Origin of the sequence: Stenotrophomonas hibiscicola ATCC 19867, from assembly GCF_000382065.1 — a bacterium.
Lineage (GTDB): Bacteria > Pseudomonadota > Gammaproteobacteria > Xanthomonadales > Xanthomonadaceae > Stenotrophomonas > Stenotrophomonas hibiscicola.
On sequence record NZ_KB907501.1, the window covers coordinates 13,811 to 30,401 of the forward strand.

At 65.0% G+C, this 16,591-nt stretch carries 16 protein-coding genes and 1 pseudogene; 13 read left to right on the forward strand and 4 right to left on the reverse strand.

Features of this window, described 5'->3' with window-relative positions; translation table 11 throughout:
• Nucleotides 1–19: 19 nt before the first annotated feature.
• Together G370_RS1000000121065 and G370_RS1000000121630 are read left to right on the forward strand one after the other, a co-directional pair.
• On the forward strand, nt 20–3,367 hold the full coding sequence (locus G370_RS1000000121065) for an XVIPCD domain-containing protein (RefSeq protein ID WP_154081340.1): 3,348 nt from the start codon (nt 20–22) through the stop codon (nt 3,365–3,367).
• A 44-nt stretch (nt 3,368–3,411) separates the two neighbouring features.
• The gene (locus G370_RS1000000121630; protein WP_154081341.1) at nt 3,412–4,050 is read left to right on the forward strand and encodes a hypothetical protein; all 639 of its coding nucleotides are present in this window, start codon (nt 3,412–3,414) and stop codon (nt 4,048–4,050) included.
• 216 nt (nt 4,051–4,266) lie between these two features.
• Here G370_RS1000000121630 and G370_RS0112295 read toward each other — a convergent pair whose 3' ends face one another.
• Complete coding sequence (locus G370_RS0112295) at nt 4,267–5,136, reverse strand: hypothetical protein (RefSeq protein ID WP_032955368.1); 870 nt, start codon at nt 5,134–5,136, stop codon at nt 4,267–4,269.
• A 215-nt stretch (nt 5,137–5,351) separates the two neighbouring features.
• On the opposite strand from G370_RS0112295, the gene G370_RS0112305 reads away from it, so the two are divergent.
• The 7 genes from G370_RS0112305 (at nt 5,352) to G370_RS0112335 (ending at nt 11,735) form a co-directional block, all read left to right on the forward strand.
• A complete protein-coding gene (locus G370_RS0112305) occupies nt 5,352–6,278 on the forward strand; it encodes an XVIPCD domain-containing protein (RefSeq protein ID WP_019660867.1) in 927 nt (308 codons plus the stop codon).
• Nucleotides 6,275–6,910 (forward strand): hypothetical protein, encoded by a 636-nt coding sequence (locus tag G370_RS0112310; protein ID WP_154081342.1) that lies wholly within the window; start codon nt 6,275–6,277, stop codon nt 6,908–6,910. The genes G370_RS0112305 and G370_RS0112310 overlap by 4 nt, the downstream gene beginning before the upstream one ends.
• Nucleotides 6,911–7,090: 180 nt before the next feature.
• Nucleotides 7,091–7,924 carry an XVIPCD domain-containing protein gene (locus G370_RS0112315; protein ID WP_019660869.1) on the forward strand — a complete coding sequence of 278 codons (834 nt, stop codon included), beginning with the start codon at nt 7,091–7,093 and terminating at the stop codon, nt 7,922–7,924.
• A 185-nt stretch (nt 7,925–8,109) separates the two neighbouring features.
• Nucleotides 8,110–9,258 (forward strand): YncE family protein, encoded by a 1,149-nt coding sequence (locus G370_RS0112320; RefSeq protein ID WP_019660870.1) that lies wholly within the window; start codon nt 8,110–8,112, stop codon nt 9,256–9,258.
• A 144-nt stretch (nt 9,259–9,402) separates the two neighbouring features.
• Complete coding sequence (locus tag G370_RS0112325) at nt 9,403–9,978, forward strand: hypothetical protein (protein ID WP_019660871.1); 576 nt, start codon at nt 9,403–9,405, stop codon at nt 9,976–9,978.
• A gap of 76 nt (nt 9,979–10,054) precedes the next feature.
• Nucleotides 10,055–10,630 carry a hypothetical protein gene (locus tag G370_RS0112330; RefSeq protein ID WP_019660872.1) on the forward strand — a complete coding sequence of 192 codons (576 nt, stop codon included), beginning with the start codon at nt 10,055–10,057 and terminating at the stop codon, nt 10,628–10,630.
• A 40-nt stretch (nt 10,631–10,670) separates the two neighbouring features.
• A complete protein-coding gene (locus G370_RS0112335) occupies nt 10,671–11,735 on the forward strand; it encodes an XVIPCD domain-containing protein (RefSeq protein WP_026347117.1) in 1,065 nt (354 codons plus the stop codon).
• Nucleotides 11,736–11,798: 63 nt separating this feature from the next.
• Here G370_RS0112335 and G370_RS0112340 read toward each other — a convergent pair whose 3' ends face one another.
• Both G370_RS0112340 and G370_RS0112345 read right to left on the reverse strand, forming a co-directional pair.
• Nucleotides 11,799–12,215 (reverse strand): XVIPCD domain-containing protein, encoded by a 417-nt coding sequence (locus tag G370_RS0112340; RefSeq protein ID WP_019660874.1) that lies wholly within the window; start codon nt 12,213–12,215, stop codon nt 11,799–11,801.
• A 75-nt stretch (nt 12,216–12,290) separates the two neighbouring features.
• Entirely contained in the window at nt 12,291–12,770 is a 480-nt protein-coding gene (locus G370_RS0112345) for a nuclear transport factor 2 family protein (RefSeq protein WP_019660875.1), read from the reverse strand.
• Between the two features lie 226 nt (nt 12,771–12,996).
• On the opposite strand from G370_RS0112345, the gene G370_RS0112350 reads away from it, so the two are divergent.
• Together G370_RS0112350 and G370_RS1000000121765 are read left to right on the forward strand one after the other, a co-directional pair.
• The gene (locus G370_RS0112350) at nt 12,997–13,809 is read left to right on the forward strand and encodes an alpha/beta fold hydrolase (RefSeq protein ID WP_019660876.1); all 813 of its coding nucleotides are present in this window, start codon (nt 12,997–12,999) and stop codon (nt 13,807–13,809) included.
• A gap of 9 nt (nt 13,810–13,818) precedes the next feature.
• On the forward strand, nt 13,819–13,992 hold the full coding sequence (locus G370_RS1000000121765) for a hypothetical protein (protein ID WP_005412082.1): 174 nt from the start codon (nt 13,819–13,821) through the stop codon (nt 13,990–13,992).
• Between the two features lie 85 nt (nt 13,993–14,077).
• Here the strand turns inward: G370_RS1000000121765 and G370_RS0112360 are convergent, their stop codons facing one another.
• Nucleotides 14,078–14,758: a hypothetical protein gene (locus tag G370_RS0112360; protein WP_019660877.1), complete on the reverse strand. Its 681-nt coding sequence runs from the start codon at nt 14,756–14,758 to the stop codon at nt 14,078–14,080.
• Nucleotides 14,759–14,891: 133 nt separating this feature from the next.
• On the opposite strand from G370_RS0112360, the gene G370_RS0112365 reads away from it, so the two are divergent.
• Entirely contained in the window at nt 14,892–15,551 is a 660-nt protein-coding gene (locus G370_RS0112365; protein ID WP_181451832.1) for a hypothetical protein, read from the forward strand.
• 70 nt (nt 15,552–15,621) lie between these two features.
• A pseudogene (locus G370_RS01000000120830) lies at nt 15,622–16,590 on the forward strand (polysaccharide deacetylase family protein).
• Nucleotide 16,591: the final 1 nt, after the last annotated feature.

A 16,591-nucleotide genomic window follows, 5' to 3' on the forward strand; every position in this document is an offset into this window, starting at 1 on the left:
TCAAGGAAGAGGTCGCTCTATGCCGCGCAACAGTCCGATTCTTCAGAAGCACCATGTGCTTGAGCAACAAACCTTCAATAACAACGATTTTCTGCAGGCATTGGTGGACGCAGAGCTCGTTGAGAAGGACGTGTTCGAGAACCTGCTCTACATGCCGGCAGACAAGAAGCTCGCTGCTGCCATGGGTGTTTCCCCTCATGGCGGGGGGCCGATCAAGGACTATCAGAACGGAATCACCTTTTCTCTGGAGCTGATCGAGGCATCACCAGACGGCCAAGCTGCGCTTCGCGGTGACGTGGCTGCGATGCAGCGCGTGGCAGCTCAGGTCAACGGCCTTCGCGACACAATGACGATTGGCCTGGTCAATGGTGATCTTTACACGAACGCCCCTCTTGGCATGGATTCAGATGCCATCAGGCCGCGAACGCAGGCATTCTTCGGGAGTGTCGATCACTACGCGCAGGTCCACTCCTTGCAGTACGGTGCGTTGACTGGCATGCGTCCAGACGAGCGAATGCATCTTCTAGTGACCAGGACTGAATCGCGCATTGTGGCCTTGCTGGATGTCCATGATCAGTTCGGCACCAAGCTGACTAAAGGAAGTGATCTTGAGCTTCAGAAGAACAGCTTGTCGGCGGCAATCTCCGATGCGCAACAGTCCGGTCGGATTGTCATGTCGGAGCCCGGCATCCTGAAAGTGGAGAGAGTGCTAGGTGAGGAGGCTGCCTATCGCATTCGTGCGCCTCGCTTGCAGCAAGGCGGCATCACTATGGACCTCCTCCTCGGCGAAGCCTCCACCAGCCAACTGATCCGCTCCGGCGGCCTGCTCGCCTCCGGCGCCGACGCCGTCATCACCGCCCGCCGCACCTCACAGCTGCTGGAAGAAGGCAACGGCACCGCCGCCCAGTCCGAGCTCACCCACGCTCTGGCGCGCAACGGCGGTGGCTGGGTCGGTGGCATGGCTACCGCGTCGGTGATCGGCACGTCCAGCTTCGTCCCTGCGGCCATCGTCGCGGGCGATGCACTGCTGATGAGCAAGGCATTCGACAAGGGCGCCGATCTGCTCGACAACCGCGCCATCTACCGGCAGACCGACAAGGCCGATGTCACATGGCAGTTCGATGGCCGCAACTGGCAGCGCCAGGCGGTCATGGACAGTGCGGGCGACGGCGTGGGCAATCCGGCTGAGCGCAGTGTGGGTGCCAGTTACGAGAAAGCCCGCGAGCTGGGCGCATACGCCCATGTAAGAGCGGTAGAGCTGGCGCTGGGCAAGGCACCGGCGCCGCAGGATCCTTTCAGCATCCCGGCGAAGGACGGCGAGGGCCGTCTGGACAATCCCAACTGGCACCGCGATGCGCAGACCGAACAGTGGACGCGGCAGGTCAAGATCGGCCTGACCGGCGCCAACGATCGGGGGGTGTATGAGACGCAGACCGCCAGCCCCGAACGCGCCAACGAGTTGAATCGTGAGGCGGTGCAACGCATCGAGAACAACATCGCCAACGGCAAGGCCGCGATTGCCGCCAGCTACCTGGAGACTTACGTCGCTACCCGCGCCAGCGACTTCGTGCCGCTGGTGCCGGAAGCGGTGGAGCAGGCGCGTGCCAGGCCCGACGCCATCCAGGGCTCGGACAACCAGCTTTACCAGCGCGATGACGCAGGACAATGGCACCACGCTGGCCAGATCGCGCAGGGCAACATGGCGCTGGAGTTGGAGCTGACCCGCACCATCCAGCAGCCGTCGCTCGATCAGTTCAACCAGACCATTGCCGCATTGGACGCGCGACCGTTGCCATCTGCGGCGGAAGTGAACCAGAACGAGCTGCGCCACAGCTACTACGCTGCGGGCATCGCGCTGACCCCGGCGTGGGAGCAGGCCATTGCCCTGGCCACGGCACGCACGCGCGAGCAGCACGGCATTGCGGGTCCCACGCTGCAGGAACTGGGGCCTGTAGCCGAAGGCAACGCGGGCGCGTCCCGGCCCATCACCCATTACCAGGTAGGCCAGGATGGCGTGGCGCGTGCCGTCGCGACTACCAGCACGCAGGAGCTGCAGGCCGCATGGAATGAGATGCGCGCGCGTGCCAATGAGCAGGCACCGTTGCCCGACTCGCCCGAGCTACGCATTGCAGCGCTGTCGGCGGGTGAGCAGGAGGTGTACCGGCAGGCACTGCAGGAGGCAAATCGGCTTGGTGCTGCGCAGGTAGATGCAGGACAGGTTGCACGAGCAGCCGCACAGCTGGCACATGGCGACAAGCCATCCGAGCAGGATGGGAACGTGGAAGTGCTGCCTGAAGAGCCGGCGACTGCGCAACCCATCGCGCCTGCGACGGTTGCGGCAGCGCCGCCAGCGGTAGCGGTCACGTCACCGCCTACGCCCGCGCCGCGGGATAAGCCCGAGCCACAGCGGTACGCCGAGCAGCGCGATCCGCCGCGGCGTGAGGCGGAGCCGCAACCTCAGCCCCATCCAAACAGCGAGGCGCCCACCGAGAACCGTACCGCCTCACAGACGCCGGAGCCCGCTGGGCCGATGCAGGCGCACCCGGTCGAATCCGAGCGTGCGACGCCACACTCTGCCGCGCCTCTGGCAGCGGCAACGCAGGCGATGCCCACGCAGCGCACAGAGCAGGCAGCGGAACCGGAGAAGATGGCCCCGATGCCTGCGGTCGCTCCCACTCCAAAGCACGACATGGCAGTGCAGGAGGTCGAGCCGGTGCCGTTCAAGGAGCCGCTGCCTGCTGAGCCTGCGCGCGATCCATGGCCTTTGGAGCAGGAAGCGGCACAACACGTGCCAGAGCCCGAGCTGGCTACATCGGATGACCTCCAGCCTGTCACTGCGGCTGTCAATGTTCCTGCCCAGCCCACAATAGCGCCAAGCCTTGAGCCAGCCGCGCCCGCACCGGATGAGGCATCGAGCCCGAACAGGGCGCTGCAGGACCCCACGCAGCCCGGCCACCCCGATCACGCGCTGTATCAGCAGATCCGCGAGGGCGTGGAAGCGCTGGACGCCAAGCACGGCCGCAGCTTCGATGAAGTCAGCGAACGCATGACGGCCAGCCTTCTGGTACTGGCCAAGGACAACGACCTGGAGCGGGTGGACCATGTGCTGGTGAGCAACGCTACGTGCGAACACCCGGCCGGGCACACGCTGTTCGTGGTGCAGGGTGAGCCCAGCAATCCGGCCCATCAGCGCGCTGCGATGCCGACGGAGCTGGCGGCGCAGACATCAGTTGAAGAGTCACTGCAACAGTTCGACTCTGTCAGCCGTGAAGCGCATCAGCGTGCGCTTGCGAATCAGATGGACCAGCAGCTGGAAGACCAGCGGGTGCAGCACGACATCCAGATTCGTGCGGCCAGCGGGGGATGATCAACGTGTGAGCTGCACTGGGCGACCTGCGAAAAGGACCGAAGATGAAGCCACAAGGAAAGCGCCGGATCTGCATGCTCGCTGGACTGCTCGTTCTTCTGGCTACGGGGTGCCGACCCGAGGCGGCTCGCGACGCAGGCTCGATAGCAGAGGCCCATCGTCCGGATCTGGTGCCGCTTGTGCGCGCCATGCCCACCTCGTCAATGGATGAACCATTGGCAGTGGAATTCGATGTGGATGTTCCCAGCAGGAATTCCTCTCCAACGCGCATGATCGGCATTCGGGTCAATCGTACGGACGACGTCCCGGCACTGGAGGCACTGATCGATGTTCAGGCATCCGGGCTCCAGGCCAACGTCTCCATGGCGCGCCTGGAATCGGGTGGATGGAAGGACGTGCCGTTGCTCCGGCTGGAGTCGATCATCGGGGAACCTGCCCGGACGATCCCCATCCCCGCCGATGGTCGAATAACCAGCGCGTGGCTGGACGATGCTGACGTACTGGCGCTGCAGAATGCTGGGCTGGAACGACCCGGTGATACCTACGCACAGCTGGCCTTCGCATGGGCACGCAATCCCTCGCCGGGCCGATACCGGGTTGAAGTGCAACTGCACTCGCCCTTGCCGCAGCTTGAGCCGTTCCACCCGGAACTGCTGGTTGCTTACCTGCGCAGGCCCAAATAAGGCAGCCTCGCCACCGCCGGCACGCTGAGTGTCACGGGTAAGTGAGCGCGACAATCTGCCGATAGAGGGGGATCGTACTTATCTGTCTCCCCCTCCGAACTGGATCGCGTAGACGCAGGCTCATGATGGAGGAGAGCAGGGCCGAAGTGTCCTTGGCTGTGATGACCCTCGGCGGGTGCCTGTCTGGGTTGAAGCCGAGCGCCCGGATCTCAGCGTTTACGACTGAACGCGATAGCGGCTCAGAAGATCACGCACGCTGGTTTCCAGGCGCTGCCAGTCGCTCAGCATGACGCGTGCATAGTTCATCTCGATGGCGATGCTGTCGCCCACATCCACGATGGAATGGCGGCACATTGCGATCTGGCCTTCGCCGGCGCGTTCAAGTGTCTTTCCCTGAACGACAAGTCCGTCAGGAATGCGGTCTGCCGGGTCGCAGCTGATGAACGTTGTCAGTTGGCCCTCCGTCGAGCGGGTCACATACCAGTCTGGTTCCATTCCTGGGTTGTGCACGTAAGGCCTGTCCAGCGCAGCCTCTGACTCCTTTGCATAGGCTTCCATCAACGATGGGTCAGTCGCATAGGGCGTCAGACCCCAGCGTTCGGGTTGTGCAACGCGCAGCGCGAGGTTCTCTACCGGGTCCCTCCGCTCCAGTGATCCCGGCGCGCTGGTGGCTTCACTACTGGACCGACGCGCCAGATAGTTCTGGATGGGAACGCGATCGATGTATCTAAGCTCGACCAGCACCTGCCGCCGGCTGTCCTGCGTGCTGCGCACCGGGCGATCACCGGGGGGCGCTGCATCGAAATCCGGCCAGAACACCGTGAGCATGACGCCTCCATCGGCCAGGGGGCCCGTCTGGTTGTAGTAGAGGTTGGCCGGGAACATGAAGCGGTGCGGGCCAAGCCGAGCTTCCACCGGCTGCGTCGTGTAGGTCTGTCCGCCCACCGTACGTGGGCTGGTTGCGGTTTCGGACATGGGGGTTCCGTTCGGGTCCTTTTCCGTGGATGGGGCCTTCGCGCAGGCGGTGGTGCTCAACACGGCCACCAGGGCGAAGGAGGCAAGCCGGCAAGCCGGTGCTCTGCTCATGGGCGATTCCCTTGCATGATCGAAACGACTATAGAACGGTGGAATGGCAAGCTCCAGTCGCTGCCGGGACCTTGCTCGCGCCCGGGTCCATTACTGCATGCTGGCTCACATATTCAGCAAGTCGCGATCGACGCCTTCTATCCCTCCACCTGCCCCCCATCCCACCTATGCCATCATCCGGCCAGGACCGCAGCACCCATCAAGGCTGAACAGGCATGGAGCAGGCAACACGCTACACGGTAACCCTTTATCTGGCCGCCCCCGGCACCCCGCTGAAGAGTGGGGGCATCTCGCCGCGCGGCCACATGTACCTGCAGGTCGCTGCGGGCGACGAGGCCCACAGCTATGGCTTCGCACCACCGCGCCACGCGCCGGGCGAAGCCCGCACCGGCGTGCAGTACGCGCAGGTGCGCCACGATGATGCCGACGAACATCTGGACCCGTACTACAGCCGCACCCTGGAAATCACTGAGGAGCATTACGGCTGCCTGCGTGATTTCGCCGAGGAACCGGCCGAGTTCGAATTCGACGTGGATCGCCCGGCCACCATCAACCGCTGCAGCGATTTTGTCTGGGCTGCGCTGCACTATGCGGGCCTGCATCCGCTGCCGGCCCCGCTGGACGGAAGCAGCAACCTGGGCGAGTTCGCGGTGCTGTTCAACCTGCCGGAAATCCAGTGCATTGCCGCGCCGTTCCCGGGCAGCGATCTGAATGCCGAAACCCACCACGCGATGCCCGAGCGCGAGGCCGAACATCATCGCCAGGGCGACCGCGCGATCGATGAACCGCCACCGACGCCGATCGAAGTGGCCGGCACGCTGCTGGACCCCTCACATCCGGACCATCGCCTGTTCTCGCAGCTGATCCAGAAAGTGGCCGAACTGGATGCCGCGCACGGCCGCCCGTTCGATGCGGCCAGCCAGCGCATCAGCGCCAGCCTGCTGGTGCTGGCCAAGCAGAACAATCTCTCGCGCGTGGACCACGTGCTGCTCAGCAGGCCGACCCAAAGCAGCCATGCGGCGGAGAGCATCTTCATCGTGCAGGGGGACCGCAACGACCCGGGGCACCGCCGCGCCAGCATCGCCACCGAGGTGGCGGCCAAGACCGATGTGGCCGATTCGCTGCGGTTGAAGGAGCAATGATGCGGCCACTGCGGCGGGGGCTGGTGGTACTGGCGGTGCTGGGCGCGCTGGCGGCATGCCGTGCGTCACCAGCGCCGGAGGTTGCGCCGCCCCTGCTGACGCGCGCACAGGCCGAGGCGCGCACGGTTGTGCCGTTCACGCGGGCCGTGCAGTTGCAGAAGGCCGGTCGGATTGCCGAGGTCACGTTTGATTTGCCGGCGCCCCAGAAGCCGGCCATTCCGATCCTGAACATCGGGTTGCGGCTGCAGGATACCGATGCCCGGCGGCTGCTGGATGCGTGGGAGAAGATCAGGCTGGGAAGGCCACCCATGCAATTGCGCCTGGAGCGGATTGATGGCGGCGCACCTGGTCCTGTACAGCTATGGCAGAGCACTCCTGACGGGCGCGACTCACAGAGAATTCCAGAAGATGAAGTTGTGCGATACCTGTCCGATACAAGCTTGGATGAGGGCGCACTGATCCAAGCCGGTCTGCACTCGCGTGAGATGCTGTATCAGGTACTTCAGGTCGCGGATGTCGGTTGGCTGGAGCCGGGCCGGTATCGGTTGACAGTCGGTCTGATGGAGGACCGTCCGCAGCTGGAAGGGCTCCAAGCCGAACTTATTGTTGGATATCAATCGCTAGGGAAGTAAGACATGAGCAAGGAAGCAGAGCGCTATACGGTCACGATTCATCTCGCTGCACCCGGCACGCCGAGAGTCGATGTGGGTGACGCGGGCCAGAAGAGATTGTTGGATCCGTCATTTGCTGGGCACATGTTTCTTTCGCTGACGCGATCAAGTGACCCGGTACCCGTGAGCAGGGGATTCACGATGGGGAGCGACCGTGCGAATCCCTCGCTGGGCAAAGTCGATGACACGGATCTGCGGGTCTACGACAAGCCCCGCTTCGAGCGCACGATCGAGATCAGCAAGGAGCAGTACGACCGCATCCTCGAGTTCTCCGCAGACCCGAAGAAACACGGCTTCGACATGAACTACGACTTCTTCTCCAACGCCTGCACCGATTTCGCGTGGGGTGCCCTGAACCACGCTGGGCTGCGCCCGGTGGGGCTGGCCGGGGAGATCACCAACTACGAGGGCGCTACCAGGGTCCTGGACAACATCCGCGCCGTCAATGCCATTCCGCAGCAGGTGAAGGGCAGCGAGCTGGACAAGGTGCAGTGGAACCCGATGCCGAAGCAGACGTTCCGCGAGTGGATGTTCACCGAGAACGGCGAGCAGTGGCGCGGCAACAGCGTGCTCGCGGCAAGCGGCACGCCCGCAGACCCGGCGCACGACGATCATGCCCGCCTCAACCAGATCCACCAGCAGGTGGCCGACCTCGGCGCTTTCGGTGCGCGCAACGGCAATGTCAGTGCCAGCCTGCTCGCGCTGTCGAAGGAGCAGCAATTCTCGCGCGTGGACGAAGTGGTGCTGGGCGAGCAGCGCGGTGATACCGCACCGAAGCTGTTCATCGTGCAGGGTGACCGCAGTGACCCGGCACACCAGCGCGCCAGCATGCCGGCGGATTTGGCTGCGCAGGCACCGGTGGAGGCCTCGTTCGATCGCGTCGCGCAGTTGCAGCAGAACGAGCCGCAGCGAGACGCGCAGCGCCTGCAGGAGGAGCAGCAGCTTCAGCAGAGCCACGGTCCACGGATGGCATAGCCGCGGGCGCAGCATCGAGGTCGAGCGTCGGCCATGCCCGCGCCGGCGCACGTCACGCCCCCCACCTGCTACCATTCCCCCGCAACCCCAGCCAGCCCACCCCGCGCAGACAGATGCGGGGCGGGCCGTCGCAGCACGGCCCAGCGAGCCAGGACACCCTCCCGTGCCCATTCAAGGACGCTCGCATGTTCCGTACTCCTCTCTTCCGCTCGGCCGCCCTGGCCGTTGCCGTTTCGCTCAGCCTCGGCGCGCCCTCCGCGTTCGCCGACAACGCACCCGCTGCCAGTGCTACCACCGCCGCTGTGCAGCGCCAGGCCGTGGCCAAGGGCCTGTACGAGCTGGCCTACAGCCCGAAGCAGAACGCCGTGTTCGTGGCCTCCTCCGGCGGCTTCGGCGATGACGCCGGCCCGGCCCAGGTGCTGCGCCTGAACCCGGCCACGCTGGCGGTGGAAACCCGCATCCCGCTGGAGCGCAAGGCGTTCGGTGTGGTGCTGGATGACGCCCACGACCGCCTGTACGTGGGCAACACCGTGGACCTGTCGGTGACGGTGGTCGACACCGCACAGAACAAGGCCGTCGGCACCATCCAGCTGATGGAGAAAAAGACCGGCAAGGACGGCAAGGCCGCCTACACCCACGACCTGCGCGAGCTGGTGGTCGACAGCGCGACCAACCGCCTGTACGTGACCGGCCACAGCAGCCAGCCGGACGTGAGCAGCGTGCTGTTCGTGATCGATACCACCACGCTGAAGGTGATCAACACCATCGACGGCCTGGGCAATGCCAAGGCGCCGGGCCTGGCGCTGGATGCGGCCAACAAGCGCGTCTACACCAGCAACCTGCTGGCCGACCTGGTGGTGGTGGGCACCGATTCGAACAAGGTAGTGGCGCAGCACAGGATCGCCGCCGAGCAGCCGATGAACATCGCGCTGGATCCGGCCGGCAAGCGCCTGTTCGTGACCGACCAGGGCTCGGAATTCCTGCGTGGTTACCAGGCCAAGAGCAGCGGCCTGGTCAGCAAGCACCCGGGCCAGCGCGTGCTGGTGCTCGACCGCAGCACCGGCAAGGAACTGGCCAGCATTCCGACCGACGCCGGCCCGCTGGGCATCCTGCTGGATGCACCGCGCAAGCGCCTGTACGTGACCAACCGCGAAGCCGGTACGGTGACCGCCTACAACAGTGACAGCTACCAGAAGGTGGCCACCTACACCGTGCCGACCCACCCGAACAGCCTGGCGCTGGATGCGAAGAACAACGTGCTGTTCGTCAGCATCAAGAACGGCGAGAAGGATGACAAGGGCGCTGACGAGAGCGTGGCGCGCATCCAGCTGTGATGCGCTGACGCCGGGTCCCGCCCGGCGACGCGCCGCGTGAAGAAGGCAGGGTGCAGGCCCTGCCTTTTTCTTTGCCTGGTTGCAGTGCCCAGCGCCAACCCGCTAGGGTTGAACCCTAGGGCAGGGAGCCAAAGGATCTGAATCATGCTGGGTATCCACCGCTGGCTGCGCGCCGGCCTGGTCTTCACGCTGGCGGGCGCACTCGGCGCCTGCAGCAGCCGCGTACCGGATGCGCCGGAGCCACTGGATCTGGTCAAGCCAACTATCGTTGCCGAGCCTGGCCAGGCGGTGCGGTTCGAGTTCGAGACGAATGCCCGCAACTTCAAGCCGGGTCGCACGTATGCGCTGGAGCTGGAGTTGCAGCACCAAGGGACGCGAAAGCCCGACGAGCCTGACGTGGGCACAATGAGGATCCCGTTCGAGGTGACCCTGCAGCAATGGCGTGCTGATGCCTGGAAGGATGTTCCCACCTACGACAGCTTTCAAGCCGGGGTGCTCAATGCCGGTGAGCAGCTTCCGGAATGGCATGCATCCAGCGAATGGCGGTATACGTCGCCGCACATGGGCAGTGATGGCCAGTACACGATGAGCCTGGTTGCTCTGCCAGTGGAAATTGACTCCCGCTACCGCGTGGACGTGCGCACGGTGCAGAGGACAGAGGCACTGCAGGGCTACTCGGCCCGTTTTCGGATCCATGCCGCCCGACCCGCTGGAAAGTAATCAATCGCCTGGTTGCGACGCCGTTGGTCACCCGCTAGGGTTGAGGCCTATGGCAGGGAGCCAAAGGATCTGAATCATGCTGGGTATCCACCGCTGGCTGCGCGCCGGCCTGATCTTCACGCTGGCGGGCGCACTCGGCGCCTGTAGCAGCCGCGTACCGGATGCGCCGGAGCCGCTGGATCTGGTCAAGCCGATCGACGTGGCCGGGTCCGGCCAAGCGGTGCGGTTCGAGTTCGAGACGAATGCCCGCAACTTCTATCCGGGTCGTCCCTATGTTCTGGATCTTGAAGTGCAGCGACATGGACCCGGGCCTGACAGTGAGCCTGACATGGACAATGTTCATGTTCCCTTTCAGCTGTCCCTGCAGCGCTGGGTCGCAGGTGCCTGGCAGGACGTTGCAACGTCTGATGTCTATCAGGCACGGGCGCGCAATCTGGGTGAGCCGCTCCCCGAATGGCATGAGTCGGCAGACTGGCGTTACGCGCAGCAGGTATCGATGGACGCCAGCCGATACAGGTTGAGCATCGTCACGCTGCCGATAGAAATGGGTGCCCGCTACCGCCTGGATGTGCGCACGGTGCAGCCCACCGCTGCGCTCCAGCATTACCCGGCGCAGCTGCGGGTTCATGCCGACCCACTCTCTGGAAAATAGACGTCATCCCACTGCTGGAAGGAACTGAAGGATTTTTCTTATGGATAAGGCGCGCTACACCGTAGAAATCGTCATTGCCGCACCTGGTACGCCGTTGGTGGACGAGAGAGGTGTACAGAAAGTTGTGGACGGGGTTCCGCAGACATCCGGGCCCGGACACATGTTCTACGTGCTCCATGGGCCGGACAAGACCACGCGGAGTTTCGGCTTCGCGCCTACGGAGCATGGAAGCATGAACGGGCCGGGCGAGGTCATGAAGACCGATGCGGTCGAGTACAGGAACCCGCATTACAGCCGCACGCTCGAGATCAGCGAGCAACAGTACAGAAAGCTTGAGGCCTTCGGTGCGCACCCGGATAAGTACGGCTTCGATCTTCAATACAAGGACGTGCGCAACAACTGCGTGGACTTCACCTGGGAAGCCTTGAACCACGCAGGCATCCAGCGGAAAAGCAGCATCGACGTGAACGCGTTGGGAGGTCCCGCTGGCCAGCTTCTTCCGGATGTTCGCATTCCTCTTGACATCAAGGGGGCGGGCAAGGACGCATTCCGACCGCTGCGCAACATCCACGGTGTGGATAGCATTGATCCGCCGTTTCCGGACAGCGAGCTCAACCAGAGGAAAACCAATCCCCTGCCGGAGCGCAGTCTCAAGCAACACATGCTGAGTGATGCCGAGAGCATGGGCGAACGAAGCGGTGATCTTCTGGCCCGGCACAGCAACGACCCGCTGCTCTCGCAGATCCACCAGGGCGTGGCCCGGCTCGATGCAGAGCGGGGCCGTGCCTTCGATGCCACCAGCGAGAACATCAGTGCCAGCCTGTACGCGCTGGCCAAAGCCAATGGCCTGACCCAGGTTGACCATGTGCTGTTGAGCGATCGCACCGCGCAGCCCGACGCTGCGCAGAACATCTTCATCGTGCAGGGCGAGCGCAACGATCCGGCACAGCTGCGCGCCAGCATGCCAACAGCGGTGGCTGCGCAGACACCGGCAGAAACTTCGTTCGAGCGTGCCGAGCAGCTGTCGCAGTCTGCACAGGTGCGTACGCAGGATGAGCTGCAGCAGCGCCAGGTGCAGGAGCAGTCCGGTCCGCGCATGGCCTAGCGCAGCAAGCGCCACGGCGAGCCGCCGTACTCGCGCTGGGCCGCCAGTAACGCTGGAGGCGGCTCAGCCCAGACGGTGTGCCGGGTTCTGCTGCTGCTCCTGCTCACGGGCCTGCTGTTCGGGCACTAGCCCCACGGCCGGCTGCTGCGGGGCCAACCCCAGCTTCTGCATCGATTGCTCCACCGGCGTCTGCGCCGCCACCGCGGTCGGCATCATCGCGCGCAGGTGCGCCGGATTGGCCGGGTCGCCCTGCACCACGAAGACGTTGTGCCCGGCCGGGTGCTGGGCCGTGGCGTTGCTGACCAGCACATGGTCGACCTGCTGCAGGCCCTGCTCGCGGGCCAGCACGGTCAGGCTGGCGGTCAGGCGTTCGCTGGTCTGGTCGAACGCACGGCCATGCTGGGCATCCAGAGCGGCCACGCCTTGGCGGACCTGCTGGTTGAGGCCGTAGTCGGGGTGGTTGGGGGTGAGTTCTGCCATGGCGATCGAACGGTAGCGGTGGGTCGGGGTGAACCCCTTCAGTATAAATCCGGCCGGTGAAGGGCGCCGGAAAGGTCAGTCCGCCGGCCGATGGTCGTAGCTGATCACCCGTTCGGCCAACCAGCGCCCGTCCACGCGGCGCCAGACCTGGATGAAGCGGGCCTGGCCGGTCCAGCGTTCCACGCCATCCTTGCCGCGTTCATGGAAGCGGTGGTTGCCGATTTCGAGCGCCCGCTCATCGTGCAGCGGGAAGACCTGCAGCGAAGATTCCACCAGCTCGCGGCGCAGCTGCCAGCCACCCTTGCGCGCGCTGCTGCACAGGGTGGCCACGCTGCGACGGAAGTCCTCGCGGCTGCTGGCCGACTTGCCGTCCTTGTCATGGAAGAACTCCATGTCGTCGGTCGTCATCGCGGCGGCCCTGTCGGCATTGCAGGCCTCGAAGGCGGCGGCGAACAGCTGGGTGTCGGCCTGGCGGATCTGCTCGCGCAGGGAGTCGGCGGGCGCTGGCGCGGCAACGAGGCCGGCGGCCAGCAAGGGCAGGGTGGGCAGCAGCATGGTGAGGCTCCAGGGAGGGTTCACGCAGGCTCGCATGGCGTTTGGGCCACTGCAGCCGGCGTCCGACGAAACGGCCCTTCCACGGAGTGAACGCCCGCATTGGCGGCCCGGCGCCAGCGCCGGGGCCCTGGCTGTGCAGGCGATGTCATGAGCGGCCGGGATTCCCTCACGGCCGCCACAGGGCACGGCCACTAGCCTGAACGCCTCCCTTTCCACAGGAGCGCCCATGCCTGCTTCCCGCATCCGCCTGCACGTTGAAGACACAGGGGGCCACGGCCGCCCGGTCATCCTGATCCACGGCTGGCCGCTGTCCGCCGATGCCTGGAGGACGCAGGTGACGATTCTGCGCGACGCGCAGCACCGGGTGATCAGCTACGACCGGCGCGGCTTCGGCCGCTCCGACAAGCCGGCCGAAGGTTATGACTACGACACGCTGGCGGCGGACCTGGCGGGGTTGATCGAGGAACGTGACCTGCGCGACGCCACCCTGGTCGGCTTCTCGATGGGCGGCGGTGAGGTGGCGCGCTATGTGGCCAACCACGGGCAGGAGCGCCTGCACAGCGTGGTGTTTGCTGCCGCCGTGCCGCCGTACCTGCTGCGCAGTGATGACAACCCGGAAGGCCCGCTGACCCAGGACAAGGCTGACGAAATGCGCAGTGGTCTGGAGAAGGATCGCGAAGCGTTCTTCGACGGCTTCACCCGCGATTTCTTCAGCGCCAACGGCAAGCTGATGGTCACCGAGGAAGCGCGCCAGGCGGCGATCGCGCTGTGTCATCAGTCCGACCAGACGGCAGCGCTGGGCTGCATGAAAGCGTTTGCCACCACGGACTTCCGCGATGATCTGAAGAAGATCACAGTGCCCACCCTGATCCTGCACGGCGACAGCGATGCCATCGTGCCGTTTGAAGGCTCGGGCCAGCGCACGCACCAGGCCATTCCGGGCAGCGAAGTGGTGATCCTTGAAGGCGCGCCGCACGGCTGCAACACCAGCCATGCGGACCACTTCAATCTGGCGCTGCTGAACTTCCTGAAGCGGTAAGCTGCGGCCATGCGCCAGACCAAGACACCCCCGTGGAAGAAGCCCAACCCCAAGGGCCAGACCTCGCAGCCGCTGTCGCCTGCGCAGAAAGAGGCGGCGCGACAGCGGGCGGAAGAGAATGGTCGGCGCTATCCGAATCTGGTGGACAACATGTGGGCGGCGAAGCTACCGCGGGGATCCTGATCTGTAGAGCCGAGCCATGCTCGGCATACGCGCCCAGCGCGTGCCTTTGGTCGGCGGGCAAAAGCAGCCGAGCGTGGGCTTGGCTCTACAGCTTGGCCAGCGGCTTCCAGCCGGGTTCCAGCCAGGGCGCGATCTTGTTCTGGCCGACGGTGATGGCCTCAACTGGTACCCCAGCCAGGCGCGCAAGCTCTGCACGCAGCTGCTCGGAATCCACCGGCACGGCCGTAGCCACCTGCAGCCGATCACCCTGATGTCTCACCTGTACCGGTAGCGTGGCACGCGCGTCCTGCTGGCCGCCGGTGCGCCCGATCGGGTAGCGCATTGTTACCGGCCGTGACAGCTGCGCCAGTGCGGGCTGCCACGCCTGCAGCACGAGGGGCTGCCCGGCAGCGGGAACATGTACTTCAGCAATCGTGGCTGGGTAGCCGGTGAGGCTCTCGACCATGACCTGGAAGCGCGCGCCATCTGGTACGGCCAGCACGGCGGCGATCAATACGCACAGCGAAACGAATACCGCCGCCAGGATCCAGCTGCGCGGCGCGGTGGCCGGTCGAGTCGCGTTGCGCAGCCCCGGTTTGCGCCGCAGCTTGCGCGCGTAAATGCGCCGGTCCTTCCTGCGCGGGCTGCTGCTGTGCTCAGGCAGGTTCAAGGGAAAGCGCGGAAGGCGCGCCACGCGGGCCTGGATCAGGCGCGAGAGCAGCATCCACGCGATCACGAACGCCAGCAGCGGGAGCAGGGTTCGCACCCACAGATACAGCGTGACCATCCACAACACCTCTACAGACGACCATCCATGCTCGTCTACATCCTACCGGGACCACGCGGTGGTTGTCGTATACGCCAGCCGACAGGCACAGGATGCTTGGTTAGGATGGTCCTTTGTTGTCATGGATGAACCGATGGTCTCTGCCGCTGCCCGCTTCTGTCGCATCTGTGGTCCCGGCCCGATCCTGCTGGCGCTGCAGGTGGTGGCGCTGCTGGCGGTAGGCCTTGCAGCCGGCTTCTTCCACTACCGTGTGGGACTGCTGCTGGAGCCGGTGGATGACGCATGCGGTGGGCCCGACGCGGCCGCACGCATACAGGTGGCCGAACAGCTGCTGGCGCGATCCACTGCGCTTGCACCGTGGCAACCGTTGCAGTGGATTCCGATGGCGGGCGTGGTGCTGGCGCTGCTGGGCGCGATGTCGATCAGCGTCTATCGGCTGGGGCGGTTGTCCGGACGGCTGCGGCGGGCCAACCGGGTCTTGATGATGCTGCATGGCGCGTTGCTGGTGCTGGCGGTGCGGGCATTGCATCTGTACGACATGGCATGGACCAGTGTGGCCAAGCTGGCGCCGACAACCTGCCTGATGGAACTGGGGGAACAGGGCAGTTTGCCGCTGGCACAGGCGCAGGAGGTGGTGTTCGAGATCCTCACCCACGAGCATGCCCCTCTGCTGCGCAATCCCGATGATCTGGCCCTGGTGCTGGTCGCAGTGATGCTGATGGCGATGGCTGCAGGATTCATGTTGTGGCGGGCGATCGTGCGCGAGCGGGAGGTGCAGTCGCCCAGCCCATAGCAGCTGCATGCCCGACCAGGCGTTCTCAATCACGCTAAAGTCCGTACTTCGCCCCTGCAAGGAAGTGCTGATGCGTTGGTTGCTGCGTGCTGTGCCGTTGCTGCTGTGCTCGCTGGCGGTGCACGCCGCCGAAGTGGATCGTCGGATCGCGGTGACCATCGACGACCTGCCCTGGGCGCGGGTGGACGAGATCGTTCCGCCGGACCTGCAGTCGCGGCATGAAGCGCTGATGGCGCAGCTGCGCCAGGCGGGTGTGCCGGTGGTTGGCTTCGTCAACGGGAACAAGCTTGAGATCGGCGGGCAGGTGCAGCCGGCGCGGGTGCAGATGCTGCGCGACTGGCTGGACGCCGGTTATGTGCTGGGCAACCACACCTACTCGCACATGGATCTGAACGCCAAGGGCGTGCCTGCGTTCCAGCAGGATTTCCTGCGTGGCGAGGCGGTGCTGCGGCCGTTGCTGGCCGAGCGCGGGCTCAAGCCTCAGTGGATGCGTCACCCCTATCTGCGTGCCGGGCGCACGCCGGAAGAACGCGCGGAGATGGACGCGTTCTTCAGGCAGCATGGCTACCGCGTGGCACCGGTGACGGTGGACAACGGCGAGTAGGTGTGGGCGTTCGCCTATGCCAACGTGATGAACGAGCAGCTCGATTCCCCGGCACGCGAGGCGACGTTGGCGCAGCTGCGCAAAGGCTATGTGCCCTACATGCTGAACAAGCTGGACTACTACGAGAAGCAGTCGCAGGCACTGCTGGGCTACGCGCTGCCACAGGTCTGGCTGATGCACGCCAACGAACTCAATGCGGCCACGTTCGCCGAACTGGTGGCGGCGACGAAGCGCCGCGGCTATCGCTTCATCTCACTGGATGAGGCGATGCGTGACCCGGCCTATGCACGCGGTGCCGAAGGCTACAGTGGCCGTTACGGCCCGAGCTGGCTGCACCGCTGGGCGATGGCGGAGAAGAAACCGAAGGACTTCTACGCCGGAGAACCGGAAGTGCCGGCGTGGGTGATGAAGCTGGCCAAGGTCGGTTCGGAGTGAG